This is a genomic window from Bacillus atrophaeus (genome assembly GCF_039519175.1).
GTDB lineage: Bacteria > Bacillota > Bacilli > Bacillales > Bacillaceae > Bacillus > Bacillus atrophaeus.
The window spans coordinates 704,633-718,107 of sequence record NZ_CP154443.1 but is presented as its reverse complement, the minus strand read 5'-3'; the positions used below and the strand labels follow the sequence as shown (position 1 = coordinate 718,107).

Here is a 13,475-nt window from a genome sequence, read left to right as displayed (position 1 = left end):
AAACATGTTCGGATCAGATTTATACATTTCACTTATATTGGGAGTTTTACTCAGTTTGATTTTTGCGGAAAAAACAGGCATTGTGCCGGCAGGTCTTGTTGTACCGGGTTATTTAGGTCTTGTTTTTAACCAGCCGATCTTTATTTTACTTGTTTTGCTGGTCAGTCTTCTCACTTATGTCATCGTCAAATACGGCTTGTCCAGATTCATGATTTTATACGGACGCAGAAAATTCGCAGCCATGCTTATTACAGGTATCGTCTTAAAAATTGCTTTTGATTTTCTATACCCGATTGTGCCATTTGAAATCGCCGAATTCCGCGGAATTGGAATTATCGTTCCCGGTTTGATTGCCAACACGATTCAGAAACAAGGATTAACCATCACGTTCGGAAGCACGCTGCTACTGAGCGGAGCGACCTTTGCTATCATGTTTGTTTACTACTTAATTTAACGTAAGGTGTGTCAAACGATGAAAAAACAATTAAGCTTTCAAGAAAAGCTGCTAAAGATGACAAAACAGCAAAAAAAGAAAACAAATAAGCACGTATTTATCGCACTTCCGATTGTCTTTTGCCTTATGTTCGTCTTTATGTGGGCGGGAAAAGCACAAACGCCTTCAGTCAAAACGTATTCCGATGACCTGGTGTCAGCCTCCTTTGTCGGCGACATTATGATGGGCCGGTATGTTGAAAAAGTAACCGAACAAAAAGGAACAAAAAGTTTATTTCAGTATGTTGAGCCGATCTTTAAAGCATCCGACTATGTAGCCGGAAACTTTGAGAATCCGGTGACCTATAAAAAGAATTATACAGAAGCCGAGAAAAATATTCATCTCCAAGCCAACAAGGATTCAGTGAAGGTCCTGAAGGATATGAACTTCACCGTGCTGACGGGCGCAAACAATCACGCGATGGATTACGGCGTGCAGGGGATGAAGGATACATTAGAGGAATTCTCAAAACAAAACCTTGACCTAGTCGGAGCCGGTTCGAACTTGAAGGAAGCTGAAAACAGAATTTCTTATCAGGAAGTAAACGGCGTTAAGATTGCGACATTAGGTTTTACAGATGTGTACGGTAAAAATTTCACAGCCAGAAAAAATACGCCGGGCGTTTTGCCGGCTGACCCAGAGATCTTTATTCCGATGATATCAAAAGCAAAGAAAAATGCGGATATCGTTGTGGTTCAGGCACACTGGGGACAAGAATATGACAACGACCCAAATGACAGACAGCGCGAACTCGGAAGAGCGATGTCCGACGCGGGAGCTGACATCATTATCGGCCATCATCCTCACGTACTTGAGCCGATTGAAGTATATAACGGAACCGTTATTTTCTACAGCCTCGGAAACTTCGTGTTTGACCAAGGATGGACAAGAACGAGGGACAGCGCGTTAGTCCAGTATCATTTGAAGAAAAATGGTACGGGGCATTTTGAAGTCACCCCGATCAATATCCATGAAGCAACACCAGCGCCGGTCAAAAAAGGCGGTTTGAAAGAAAAAACGATTATTCGGGAACTAACAAAAGACTCGAATTTCGTCTGGGATGTCGAAGACGGAAAATTGACGTTTGATATCGACCATACTGACAAATTAAAATCTAAAACGGAGTGATAAAAAATGAAATGGATTAAAGCAAGCTGGCCATTTGCCGCTATTATCATGGTATTTATGTTTATGTCAGCCTTTAAATACAACGATCAGCTGACAGATCAGGAAAAAGAAAAAATCGACACCGAAATCCATAAAATTCAGCAAGAAGAGACTGCGCAAACAAATAAGTAATAAAAAAGAGAATGCCCTAAACGGGCATTCTCTTTTTTGATTCGTAACACCAAATCCTCTATAATCTACTTTTAACTTCTGCTAGATTTCAAAACCTTCAAAAAAACGTCAAAAAGTAACTTAACATCTCCAAAAAAATACCGATGTAAACACTGCAAAAAGAGGAGGAGAAATGTGAAGTGAACATCTTTGCAAGCTGGAGGAAGTATTTGCTTGTTGCTATGATGATTGGACTTTTGACACCTATTATGACAAGGGCGGAGATTGCGGAAGCTGACACGAAAAAAGACGCAGCGATCAGCCGGGCTAAGGAACTGGTAGGATATAAATATAAATACGGAGGCGAAAAGCCGAAGGAAGGCTTTGACCCGTCCGGCCTGATTATGTATATTTTCGCTCAGAACAGCATTCACTTGCCGAGGTCTGTAAATGACCAATGGAAAGTGGGGAGCGCTGTGAAGCAGGACGACCTTAAGCCGGGGGACATTTTGTTTTTTAAAAAAGCAGGAGAAAGTAATCCGACCCATGCAGGACTTTATGTCGGAAACGGTCAAATGATTCATAGCTCACAGACAAAAGGCGTTTCATACGAGAATTATAAAAAAAGCACATATTGGAGCACGTCGTACATCGGCGCAAAACGAATCTCATCAGATCCCAAAATCGTCGATACTCCGGTCGTCAAACAGGCGGCAAAGTATTTAGAAACGCCATACGTCTTTGGCGGAAGCACACCGAGTGAGGGATTTGACTGTTCCGGGCTTGTGCAATATGTCTACAAAGAAGCGCTCGACGTGTATTTGCCGAGATCGGCAGAACAGCAATGGACGGCAGGAGAGAAGGTTGCGCTGAAAAATATAAAACCGGGCGATGTAATCTATTTTAGCAACACATATAAAAAAGGCATATCTCATGCAGGCATCTATGCAGGAGGCGGAAGGTTCATCCAAGCAAGCCGCTCTGAAAAAGTAACGATTTCTTACTTATCAGAAGATTATTGGAAAAAACGTTTTTCAGGAGTGCGGCGGTTCGAACATTTGAAGATTCCGAAAGAAAACCCGATTGTATCCGAAGCAACGCTTTATCTTGGTGAAGTTCCTTATAAAGCCGGTGGCACATCGCCAAAAACGGGCTTTGATACAGCGGGCTTTATCCAATATGTCTATCAAGAGGCGGCCGGTATTACGCTGCCCCGTTACGCGGAAAACCAATACAAAGCCGGAACGAAGATTGATAAATCCGAACTTCAGCCCGGTGATCTCGTCTTTTTTAAATCAAGCAGCCTGAACCCGGCTATCTATGTCGGAAACGGCCAAGTCGTGCATGTCACGCTATCAACCGGTGTGACGCTCACCAACATGAATACGAGCACCTATTGGAAAGACAAGTACGCGGGCAGTGTCCGAATTCAGTAGCCTGTGCGATACAGAAAAGCCTCCGCAGCTTTCTCCGGAGGCTTTTCTTATTAATATTGATTGGCAAGCAGCTGATCTATAAAGTAAGCCACGCCGTTTTCGTCATTGCTCTTTGTCACGAATGTGCTTTTTTCCTTTAGCTCTTCAATCGCGTTCTCCATGGCGATTCCATGGCCGGCGACCTCAAACATCGACAAGTCATTCGGACTGTCGCCGATGGCATATATGTCTTGTTTTTCGATGCCGTATCTGTCGGCTAACTCAGTCAGTGCACGGCCTTTGCCGGATGAGGCGGGCAGAATCTCGATGATATGTTTTCCCGATGAAGTTTGGGAGAGCTTTTGATGATGCGTCAGTTCTTCTTTTGCTTTCTTCAGCTTTTCCATGTCAAAAGAGAAACAAAGCAGCTTGTAAACATTTTCGTTTCCGTCAAATACAGATTGAATATCATGCACAGGTTTAATGCCAAACTGCTTAAATTGAGTCATGGCGCCTTGCCACAGTGTATGAATATCTTCATCCGGATTTGCGCTCTTCAAAATATCGAGCTCAGCCTGAAGCTTGGATTGGCCGTCAAAAGGAGAAAGCAGATGATGGTCCGTATAAACCTCGAAGTATATATTTTGAGAGAGAAGGTAGTCAGCAATGTCTTTTCCAGCTTGCTGATCCATTAATGTCTTGCTGATTAAACGGTAGCCTGTATCATGGACGGTGCCGCCGTTAGCTGCAATAATGGGAATATCCAAGTCTTCCAGGAGCGCCTTGACATCAAAAGTGGCTCTCCCTGTACAAATGGTCACGAGAATCCCCGCATCAACCGCTCTTTTAATCGCCGCTCTGTTTTCTGCAGAAATTTTGCTTTCCGTCGTAAGTAATGTTCCGTCTAAATCAATTGCGATTAATTTCATATGTATGAAAAACCTCCTTGTGAATAAAATGCCGCTTCGTGTAGTATGTTCAGCTTTCGTATGAAACATAAACTATTGGAAAGTAAGCCGACAGTAAAAGGCTAAACCTTAATTTCGAATTTTTCAACGGGTAATTAAGTATTTAATAGAAAAAACGGGATGGTTTATAAATAACCACCCCGTCAGGCTTTCCATTAAGCGCCCAAATCTTTTTTTAATTCCTCTTTCACTTCTTCCAGCTTTTCTTGATTGAGCTGGAAGTAATAGACTCCCGCAGGCTCATAATCGGATCCTGTCAGCTGAATAGAATCAACCGAATTCAAAGAAGTAATGAAAGGGAACAAGCCAATCGCATCCTTAAGAGATAAATTCATTTTGAGATTTTCTCCCATCGTATCCACGATATCATCATAAGCCGGAATTGAGCTTAATGATTTAGATTTTTCAATAATGGCTTTCAGCACTTCCATTTGTCTCTGTCCTCGGTATAGGTCGCTGTCTGCTTTACGTGTTCTGACATAAGCTAACGCTTCCTCGCCGTTCAGCGTGTGTGTTCCTTTTTGCAATGTAACTTTTCCTTTTGTATCTTTTTGAATTTGCTGAATGACTCTGTCACTGTCCACTGTTACTTTTACGCCGTTTAATTCATCGACCACGTCTTCAAAGGCTGTGAAGTTGCTCTCAACGACATAATCAACCGGAATATCAAGCAATTCCTCAACGGTCTTAACTGACAAGTCGACACCGCCGAGAGCATGAGCGTGTGTAAACTTATCATAGCCGTGACCAGGGATATTGACATAAGCATCCCTCGGTATGCTCAGCATTTTGGCGGTTTTATCCTTGCGGTTAAAGGTAATCAGCACATTTGCATCACTTCTGGCTTGATCAACAGTTTCACCTTTGCCCGCTCTGGCATCTATACCTAGCAGCAATACAGAAAAAGAGTCTTTTCCGGGATCAAATTCCTTAATTCGCTTAACAGATTGTTCACCGCGGCTCAAACTGACATGTGCCTGTTTAGAAGCGTTATTGAGTTTTACATATGCATACGTGCCGGCAGCACCGACAATAACGAGTAAAAAAGCAATTGTAACGATTAAAAATTTAACCCATTTTCTCAGGCGTTTCTTTTTTTTCTTGCGTTGGGATCGTTCTTCCATATCAATACCTCTCATTTCTTTACTGTTTGAAGCGTACCATGAAAGTTGTGTTAGTACAATTTCAAAAAGACAATATTCGATAAAGTTTCCTAAATTTATATATAAAGTGCGGATGTTTGTAGTTAATTGTCAGCCGGATCACACTATATTGGACGACAGGAAGAAGGAAATGTTTCGTTATCTCCTAAAAAATTAATTGGTAAATATATGGATGTTAGAGAGCGGCGGTTGATCCCAAGGTTTAAGGACCGTAAAAATAGGATAAAAGATTTCTACAAGAACTCCATGCTGGTACGATCGTTCTAGTTATGAGGAGAGGAGTCAGGATTTATGAAGAAAAACCGTTCTAATATATGGCTTTATTTTTTTGGCGCTCTTGGCGGCGCTTTATATGGATATGATACCGGAGTGATTTCAGGAGCCATACTTTTTATGAAAAATGATTTAGGCCTTACCGCATTCACAGAAGGGCTGGTCGTCAGCTCATTGCTTGTCGGGGCCATGCTGGGGTCAGGGTTTGCAGGAAAACTGACGGATCGATTCGGGAGGCGGAAAGCGATCATGACAGCCGCGCTTCTGTTTTTTATAGGCGGACTCGGAGTTGCGCTCGCTCCTAATACAGAAGTCATGGTGCTTTTTAGAATTGTGATTGGGCTCGCAGTAGGCGGATCTACAACAATTGTGCCGCTCTATCTGTCTGAACTTGCACCGAAAGAAACACGCGGGGCGCTGTCTTCGCTTAACCAGCTGATGATTACTGTTGGTATTTTGCTTTCATATATCGTCAATTACATCTTTGCCGATGCCGAAGCTTGGCGCTGGATGCTCGGCTTGGCGACTGTGCCGTCGCTGCTCTTGCTCGTAGGAATCATGTTTATGCCGGAAAGCCCGCGCTGGCTGTTTACGAACGGCGAGGAAGATAAGGCGAGAAAGATTCTTGAGAAGCTGCGGGGCGGAAAAGGGATTGATCAAGAAATACAAGATATTAAGGAAACGGAAAAACAGGAGGAAGGCGGTTTGAAGGAACTGCTTGATCCATGGGTGCGCCCTGCACTTATCGCCGGACTCGGACTGGCATTTCTTCAGCAGTTTATCGGAACGAACACCATCATTTACTATGCGCCGAAAACCTTTACCAATGTCGGCTTTGGAAATTCTGCTTCCATTCTGGGAACTGTCGGAATCGGAACAGTGAATGTGATTATGACACTCATAGCCATCAAAATTATTGACAAAGTAGGGAGAAAGCCGCTGTTATTAATCGGCAACGCAGGAATGGTCATCAGCTTGATCGTTCTGGCGATGGTCAATCTTTTCTTTGATAATACCGCGGCCGCATCGTGGACAACGGTTATATGCTTAGGCTTATTCATCGTCGTTTTTGCCGTCAGCTGGGGGCCTGTTGTGTGGGTGATGCTACCTGAATTGTTCCCTCTCCATGTCCGCGGAATCGGTACGGGCGTTTCTACACTGATGCTTCATGTCGGTACATTGATTGTTTCGTTAACCTACCCGATTCTCATGGAAGCGATCGGAATCAGCTATCTGTTCCTGATCTACGCAGCCATCGGAATCATGTCCTTCCTGTTTGTCCGTTTTAAAGTAACAGAGACAAAAGGAAAGAGCCTTGAAGAAATTGAACAGGATTTAAAAGACAGAAATGGCCGTGGCAAAGCGGCAGGAAAACAACAAACAGTGAATACGTAAAGAGAGAAGGACTGTCATTTATGGCAGTCCTTTTTTAAGTTGACTATTAATAGGATGTTAAACAAACGTTTGATTATAGACTGCTGCGTGTCCTACATAAAAATCGAATCCGCCTCATACGTTAAATAAGAAGTAATGAAAAAGGCGGGGGCGCAAGTGAAAACAAGTATTATTATACTTACATATAACGAGCTGGATTTGACGAAGAAATGTCTGGCCAGCATCGAGAAGCATACACAAGAAGAGGACATTGAATTAATAATAGTAGATAATGGATCAACTGACGGGACGCTGGAATATTTGGCGGGCCTTTCATCCGTCCGCACCATCTTGAATGATGCAAATCTCGGTTTTGCGAAAGGCTGTAATCAAGGGATCGAAGACGCAAAGGGTGACAACTTGCTTTTTCTCAATAATGACACCATGGTGACGCAAAACTGGCTTAGCGCGATGCTGCGTGTGCTTGATCAATCGGATCAAACCGGAATGGTCGGGCCTGTCAGCAATTATGTCAGCGGCGCCCAGATGATCCCGAATGCGTATCAAACGTTAGAGGAAATGGAGCCTTTTGCGAAAGCCCATTGTGAAAAAGAAAAACACAAAACGAAACGGGTGCTGCGTCTCGTGGGTTTCTGCCTGCTTATCAAACGGGCTGTTATTGACGAAATCGGCGGATTCGATGAACGCTTTGCGTACGGGTCATTTGAGGATGATGATCTTTGCCTGCGCGCCATCCAAGCCGGATACAGTCTGGAAATCGCCCTTGACTCATTTGTTCATCACCATGGGCACGCGACATTTACGGCTAATCGAGAAATCAATATCAATCACCTTTATACGGCCAATAGGCAGCGCTTCATAGATAAATGGGGAACAGACTTCACTTATTTTACCCATCCCCGTCCAGAAATTGTGCAGCTTGTTCCCCCGGAAGCGAACCGGATTCTTGATATCGGCTGCGGTGCAGGAGCGACCGGATTAGAGCTGATGAACAGGCAGTCCTGCGAGTTATACGGAGTGGAGCTTCATCCGCTTGCTGCAAAAGCGGCAAGGAGCCATTATAAAGCCGTAATCGAAGAAGATGTTGAACAGGCACAAATGCCGTATCCGGAAGGTTTTTTTGATGTGATTATTTTCGCCGATATATTGGAGCATTTAAAGGACCCTTGGACCGTTATTCAAACGTATGCCAAATATTTAGCTCCTTCCGGCTGCATGGTGTGCAGTATCCCGAATATATCGCATGCGGAGGCCCTCTTTCCTCTTTTGCTCGGCGACTGGACTTATAGAGATGCCGGTATATTAGACCGCACTCATTTGCGTTTTTTTACACCGCAAACCGTGCACACTCTTTTCCCGGCGGAGCAGTTTGAAATCAAAGCACAAACCTATAATATAGTTGATGTCGATGTAAAGGTTCAGCTGTTTTTTAATGAAATTGCCAGGCTGGCCAGAGCGCTCAGTTTCCCCGTTACACAGTTGGCAGACCAATGCAGCATTTATCAAATATTGATTCGCGCCGAAAAAAAGGCCGAATAGAATCTGTACTTTATTTTCCCGCTGTTCCGAAATTCACGATTTTAAGAGAAATATCATAATGAAAATCGGCTTCAGCAAACACTTCATCCCAATCATTCTTCACTTTATTCCAGTAATCAGGAAAGTTAATCCGGACGTAATCAGAAAAAAAGACAGGGTCAGTTCGATACGTATGCTGGAGTTTATACATCGCATTTTTCATATCGGCTTCAAGCTTTTTTTCAAAAATCCGTTCAACTTCCTTCAAATAACTCTCGTTAAATGAATTTTCTTTAGGATTTTGATTCTCTGTCATCAAGCCTTTTGTAAAAACTGAAACGTAAAATGAAAGTTTCCCGTTTTTAACGGCAGGTTTTATTTTTGACTTTGAACGCTTGATTTCAAAGGTAATCGGATACCCCTTTTCCTCAGCAGGCAGTACACCGCCTTGAACCGTTCCGATCAGCCAATTGAGGGTTTGCGTTTCGTAGGGAGAAATAAATCCGATTAATTTATTCTCTCCGCTTTTTATGATTCCGGCTCCGTCATAAACGGCTTTTTTTCCTTTATTTGTTACAGCCTGAATGAGAAAGCTATTGCCGTTTTGACAGTAGATTGAAGCTCTTCCGATGCGAAGCGGCATCATGATTTTGCCATTATAGCCGCCATGGTTTGTGATATCAATCAGCTTTTCAGCCGGCATCACCTGCTGCTGGGTGGGGGTGCTTTCAGTCAGGATATCTGCCGCTTTTCCTTTCGCTATAAATATATAGCTGCTTCGTCTTAACTCATCATCACGAATAAAATGGTTAATGAAATTGTTTATATTTTGATTGGTCATTAATTTTTCGCCAAAGATCAAGACCTTTAAATGGTCACTATAAACGGGAGGATCTTGTAAAGCTATCTCACTGACCGCTTCAAGCATAGTGTTCCCCCGTGCTGTTACATTTACGAATTTGGGCTTCCCGGCCGTCTGGCTGTCCTCACTTTGCGGAAGAAGGTTTTGATATGTCAGTTTGTACTGATGATCACTTGTTTCATCAATCGCCAGTCCTCTGGCAAATGACAATTTTTCAATCTCCTTTACGTCCCAGCATCCGCTGAGCACTTGTAACACAAGGCAAATAACCGTCAGCTTAAAGAGAAGTTTCATTGCGGCTGCTGCCCCCCCATTTTTTCTTTATCCAACTCACAAACCAAACGATAAAAGGAATCAGAAGAATGATTAAAAATACATAACCTAATTTCCCGCCAAAATAAATGACAGCATTCAGATCGTCAGGATACATTGCCACTCCGAAAGTGAAGAGGAGCAAAGCAGCTATAAGCCATGCATTGTTTTTATTTTTCAGACGGAACAGAGTATTTAAACCTAAATGCGCGCCCTGAAAAGAACCGAGCATGCAGGTGAACTGCTGGCATGTCCAAGTGATCAGTAAAAAGAGATCAAACCGTTCAATAAAAATACCCTGAATCTCCAAGGCGTGTATTAAAGAAATCGTCGGCCACGTCAAGGTCTTCGCTTCGGCAACCGTCATACAGCCGATCACCACGAATAGTGTGATGCTGTAGAATACAGCAGAAGTCGCAATCCCGAACACCAACGCTTTTTTAGCCTGTTTAGGGTCTTTCATAAAAGGCACTAAATAAAAGATGACTTCAAAGCCTGAGAAATATATAAGCGTCTTTGGAAATAAGGAAAAATAGCTTTGATATCCGCCTTCTAAAACGGGACGAAGAAAATTAAGGTGAAATAACCGAAAGCTGAACATCAGGAGCATCAGAAAAATGATAATCGTGATCGGAAAAATATAGGCATATAGCTTAGAGACCGGATAGACGCCGCCTGTCACATGATAAATGCCGACTGCGAGAAAAATAAATACGATAATCTCCATCGGTGTATTTTTCAAAAGAAAGAAATTCACGACCTCGCCCAGCAGGCGGGCCTGAAAGCAGACCATGGCAATAAAATAAAGACTTATAAACAGATTCAGTAATGACCCGACAATGTTGCCTGTGATATCACGATTCAGTTCGTAAAGAGTTTTTCCGCTGTTCTTTTGCAGAAAGGGTAAGAAAAGCAAACCAATAATGATAAAAATAATACTTTGAAGAAGAATCATGATCCAGCCGCTTGGGCTATCGGATTGTGCAGCTGAACGGGGAAGCGTTAAGGCCCCGGCGCCGATCATCGTTCCGCTCACCATAATGAATGTCTGCATAAATGTAAGCTTGTCTTCCTGTTGCTTCATGGCCATCACCTTTGTCTGAGTTTATCTTTCGGCCCTTTTCTGGTCGGTCTTTTTTTCATAAATCTGGTTGGAAGCCGAATGACAGTATCTTTCAAATCTTGGCCGGGCTGCGCCAGAATAGGAATAAGGTAGTCCTGGCCAAAGCTTTTCAGACGCATTAATTGGCCGAGGACCAGCAGAAAGCACATGATGACCCCATACATGCCGAGTACCGCAGCGCTTACCATAGAAATGATCCGAATAATCCGTAACGGAAAGTTATAGGCATATGACGGAACGGTAAACGAGGCCAGTGCCGTTATAGAAACAACGATTACCATCAGCGCGCTTACAATATTCGCCTGAACAGCCGCCTGTCCGATTACGACTCCTCCGATCAGTCCGATTGTCTGTCCAATCGGTTTTGGAAGTCTCAGCCCGGCTTCTCTGATCAGCTCGATCGTGAAGGTCATAATAAAAGCTTCTACAAAAGGCGGGAAAGGAACGTTTAATCTGCTGCCGGCAATCGCAATCGCCATTCTCGTCGGCAAAAGCCCCGTATGGAAAGAGACAAGCGATATATACAAGCCGGGCAAATAAATGGTGAGCAGGATGCAAGAATACCGCAGCAATCTGAGCAATGAAGACTGATACCATCTCTCATAATAATCCTCAGGAGAATGAATAAATTCATCTACTGTAACGGGTACGATCAACGCAAATGGTGTGCCGTCCAATAAAATGGAAACCCTTCCTTCAAGCAGCCCTCCGACAACCCGATCGGGCCGTTCTGTACTTAAAATGGTGGGAAAGATGGAAATGGAACTATCCTCAATAAGCTGTTCCAATACTCCCGATTCCGGCAAGTCATCAATATGTACGGAATTCAGCCTTTTAAAGACCTCTTTTACAACATAATCGGGCGCGATATCATGGATGTAGGCAACCGCCACTTTCTTCTTTACTCTGTCTCCAAGTGTCAGTTCCTTTATCACAAGGTTCGGATCATTCGCGCGTTCCCTCAAAAGCGCTGTATTTGTCCTTAATTTCTCGATAAATCCGATTTTTGGTCCGCGCTCAAGCACTTCTGACTTCGGCTCTTCAATATCGCGTATTTTAAAGGTTTTCGTATCAAAGGCGAGTCCTTCGCTGTAATCATCAGCCAATAAGACCGATTTTCCTGAAAAAATATTGTTCTGTACATCTTTCAATGAAGAGATGGTGATGTGATTAAAGCCGAAAAAGAAGGACGATAAATCGTCAACAAATACATCCTTTTGTTTTTTAGCCTCAGTTTGCAAAGGGGAAATAATATGCTCTGCAAGCAGTTCGTTTTTTGTCAGGCCGTCAATATAAATTAAACATGCTTTCCGTCCTGTATCTCCAAAAGAAAACGTATAAAAAATGATGTCGTCATTTTGGCCGATTTTCTTTTTCAAATCTTCTATATTTTGTGTAAGATCAGAGTTTATGGTCATGTGTTCATCTCCTTTACAAAGATGCGGACAGTCATATTAATTTGCATCAAAACAGGAGAATTATTCTTATAGTGGAAATGGCTGAGTAAGAAGGTTTTAAATGAAAGCGCTTGCTGTATTGAGACGCCGCAGCAGCGGATGAGCATTGACTAATTTATGATTCCCTTCATAATGGAAGTGGGAAGCTATACATATAAAGCCATACATAAGCAGATCAGCCATTTCTGGCGTTTGCCGGTGTGGCGCAGAGGGAATTGGATATCAGCCATTTTTAAGGGGAGGGGAACGCAACATGACGCAATCACCCATTTTTTTACGGCCCATATATAAAGAAAAAATCTGGGGCGGCACTGCTTTACACGATATATTCGGATATGACATTCCATCAGAAAAGACCGGAGAATGCTGGGCTATATCCGCTCATCCGAAGGGAACAAGCACTGTGATAAGCGGCGAATATAAAGGAAAAACACTTGCTGAGCTTTGGGAGCATCACAGAGAGCTGTTCGGAGGAATAGAAGGTGACCGATTTCCGCTCCTTACAAAAATGATAGACGCCAATAAAGCGACGTCAATACAAGTCAATCCTGATGATTATTACGCAGGAGAAAAAGAAAACGGGGAACTCGGCAAAACACAGTGCTGGTATATTATTGACTGCAAGGATAATGCTGAAATTGTTTACGGGCACACTGCCCGGACAAAAACGGAGCTTGTTACCATGATTAATAGCGGCGACTGGGACGGTCTGCTCCGCAAAATGAAAATTAGGCCGGGAGATTTTTATTATGTGCCAAGCGGAACAATTCATGCATTAGGCGAGGGGACACTCGTATTAGAAACCGAGCAAAGTTCAGACATTTCCTATCGTGTATATGACTATGACAGGTCTGTTCAAAAAGGAAACACACGCGAACTTCATCTCGGACAAGTCATCAACGTTACAACCGTTCCCCACGTGGACGGCTTTATAGACGAATCAACGGAATCCAGAAAAGGCATCACGATTAAAACGTTTGTACAGGCAGAATATTTTTCAGTATATAGATGGGAAATAAACGGCACCGCTGAGCTGTCGCAAGATGCTCCTTTCATGTTATGCAGTGTTATAGAAGGAAACGGAATACTTGCATGTGAAGGAAGGTCGAGCGAGCTGAAAAAGGGTGACCATTTTCTCTTGCCGGATGACATGCCGGACTTTACAATAGAAGGCGCATGCACACTGATCGTGTCTCATATCTAAACAAGTCAAGAGCT

12 protein-coding genes are annotated in these 13,475 nt (G+C 43.2%); 7 read left to right on the top strand and 5 right to left on the bottom strand.

From position 1 onward, the window contains the following. Nucleotides 1-4 precede the first annotated feature (4 nt). The 4 genes from pgsC to AAHT65_RS03690 all read left to right on the top strand — a co-directional run bounded on the left by pgsC (nucleotide 5) and on the right by AAHT65_RS03690 (nucleotide 3,207). The gene (gene pgsC, locus AAHT65_RS03705) at nucleotides 5-454 is read left to right on the top strand and encodes a poly-gamma-glutamate biosynthesis protein PgsC (protein WP_010790118.1); all 450 of its coding nucleotides are present in this window, start codon (nucleotides 5-7) and stop codon (nucleotides 452-454) included. 18 nt (nucleotides 455-472) lie between these two features. Continuing rightward, a complete protein-coding gene (pgsA, locus tag AAHT65_RS03700; RefSeq protein ID WP_088118098.1) occupies nucleotides 473-1,621 on the top strand; it encodes a capsular polyglutamate synthetase PgsA in 1,149 nt (382 codons plus the stop codon). Nucleotides 1,622-1,627: 6 nt separating this feature from the next. Continuing rightward, on the top strand, nucleotides 1,628-1,792 hold the full coding sequence (locus AAHT65_RS03695) for a hypothetical protein (RefSeq protein ID WP_003326672.1): 165 nt from the start codon (nucleotides 1,628-1,630) through the stop codon (nucleotides 1,790-1,792). A gap of 179 nt (nucleotides 1,793-1,971) precedes the next feature. Beyond that, on the top strand, nucleotides 1,972-3,207 hold the full coding sequence (locus AAHT65_RS03690) for a C40 family peptidase (RefSeq protein ID WP_088118097.1): 1,236 nt from the start codon (nucleotides 1,972-1,974) through the stop codon (nucleotides 3,205-3,207). A 50-nt stretch (nucleotides 3,208-3,257) separates the two neighbouring features. Here the strand turns inward: AAHT65_RS03690 and AAHT65_RS03685 are convergent, their stop codons facing one another. Together AAHT65_RS03685 and AAHT65_RS03680 are read right to left on the bottom strand one after the other, a co-directional pair. After that, complete coding sequence (locus AAHT65_RS03685) at nucleotides 3,258-4,115, bottom strand: Cof-type HAD-IIB family hydrolase (RefSeq protein ID WP_088118096.1); 858 nt, start codon at nucleotides 4,113-4,115, stop codon at nucleotides 3,258-3,260. Between the two features lie 194 nt (nucleotides 4,116-4,309). Then, the gene (locus AAHT65_RS03680; RefSeq protein WP_088118095.1) at nucleotides 4,310-5,278 is read right to left on the bottom strand and encodes an LCP family protein; all 969 of its coding nucleotides are present in this window, start codon (nucleotides 5,276-5,278) and stop codon (nucleotides 4,310-4,312) included. Between the two features lie 330 nt (nucleotides 5,279-5,608). On the opposite strand from AAHT65_RS03680, the gene AAHT65_RS03675 reads away from it, so the two are divergent. Then, entirely contained in the window at nucleotides 5,609-6,985 is a 1,377-nt protein-coding gene (locus AAHT65_RS03675) for a sugar porter family MFS transporter (RefSeq protein ID WP_088118094.1), read from the top strand. A gap of 135 nt (nucleotides 6,986-7,120) precedes the next feature. After that, nucleotides 7,121-8,524 (top strand): bifunctional glycosyltransferase family 2 protein/class I SAM-dependent methyltransferase, encoded by a 1,404-nt coding sequence (locus AAHT65_RS03670; protein ID WP_343310996.1) that lies wholly within the window; start codon nucleotides 7,121-7,123, stop codon nucleotides 8,522-8,524. A gap of 10 nt (nucleotides 8,525-8,534) precedes the next feature. Here AAHT65_RS03670 and AAHT65_RS03665 read toward each other — a convergent pair whose 3' ends face one another. The 3 genes from AAHT65_RS03665 to AAHT65_RS03655 are packed head-to-tail and all read right to left on the bottom strand — an operon-like array spanning nucleotide 8,535 to nucleotide 12,218. Continuing rightward, complete coding sequence (locus tag AAHT65_RS03665) at nucleotides 8,535-9,659, bottom strand: Ger(x)C family spore germination protein (RefSeq protein ID WP_088118092.1); 1,125 nt, start codon at nucleotides 9,657-9,659, stop codon at nucleotides 8,535-8,537. Further along, the gene (locus AAHT65_RS03660) at nucleotides 9,643-10,761 is read right to left on the bottom strand and encodes a spore germination protein (protein WP_088118091.1); all 1,119 of its coding nucleotides are present in this window, start codon (nucleotides 10,759-10,761) and stop codon (nucleotides 9,643-9,645) included. Before AAHT65_RS03660 ends, AAHT65_RS03665 begins: the two co-directional genes overlap by 17 nt. Before the next feature lie 5 nt (nucleotides 10,762-10,766). Then, the gene (locus tag AAHT65_RS03655; protein ID WP_343310995.1) at nucleotides 10,767-12,218 is read right to left on the bottom strand and encodes a spore germination protein; all 1,452 of its coding nucleotides are present in this window, start codon (nucleotides 12,216-12,218) and stop codon (nucleotides 10,767-10,769) included. 292 nt (nucleotides 12,219-12,510) lie between these two features. On the opposite strand from AAHT65_RS03655, the gene manA reads away from it, so the two are divergent. Further along, entirely contained in the window at nucleotides 12,511-13,461 is a 951-nt protein-coding gene (manA, locus tag AAHT65_RS03650; RefSeq protein WP_088118090.1) for a mannose-6-phosphate isomerase, class I, read from the top strand. Nucleotides 13,462-13,475: the final 14 nt, after the last annotated feature.

What these genes read in the sequence shown, in the direction of transcription:
- pgsC (WP_010790118.1), top strand. Translation starts at nt 5, where the DNA reads ATGTTCGGATCAGATTTATACATTTCACTTATATTGGGAGTTTTACTC.
- pgsA (WP_088118098.1), top strand. Translation starts at nt 473, where the DNA reads ATGAAAAAACAATTAAGCTTTCAAGAAAAGCTGCTAAAGATGACAAAA.
- AAHT65_RS03695 (WP_003326672.1), top strand. Translation starts at nt 1,628, where the DNA reads ATGAAATGGATTAAAGCAAGCTGGCCATTTGCCGCTATTATCATGGTA.
- AAHT65_RS03685 (WP_088118096.1), bottom strand. Translation starts at nt 4,115, where the DNA reads ATGAAATTAATCGCAATTGATTTAGACGGAACATTACTTACGACGGAA.
- AAHT65_RS03680 (WP_088118095.1), bottom strand. Translation starts at nt 5,278, where the DNA reads ATGGAAGAACGATCCCAACGCAAGAAAAAAAAGAAACGCCTGAGAAAA.
- AAHT65_RS03675 (WP_088118094.1), top strand. Translation starts at nt 5,609, where the DNA reads ATGAAGAAAAACCGTTCTAATATATGGCTTTATTTTTTTGGCGCTCTT.
- AAHT65_RS03670 (WP_343310996.1), top strand. Translation starts at nt 7,121, where the DNA reads ATGAAAAAGGCGGGGGCGCAAGTGAAAACAAGTATTATTATACTTACA.
- AAHT65_RS03665 (WP_088118092.1), bottom strand. Translation starts at nt 9,659, where the DNA reads ATGAAACTTCTCTTTAAGCTGACGGTTATTTGCCTTGTGTTACAAGTG.
- AAHT65_RS03660 (WP_088118091.1), bottom strand. Translation starts at nt 10,761, where the DNA reads ATGAAGCAACAGGAAGACAAGCTTACATTTATGCAGACATTCATTATG.
- AAHT65_RS03655 (WP_343310995.1), bottom strand. Translation starts at nt 12,218, where the DNA reads ATGACCATAAACTCTGATCTTACACAAAATATAGAAGATTTGAAAAAG.
- manA (WP_088118090.1), top strand. Translation starts at nt 12,511, where the DNA reads ATGACGCAATCACCCATTTTTTTACGGCCCATATATAAAGAAAAAATC.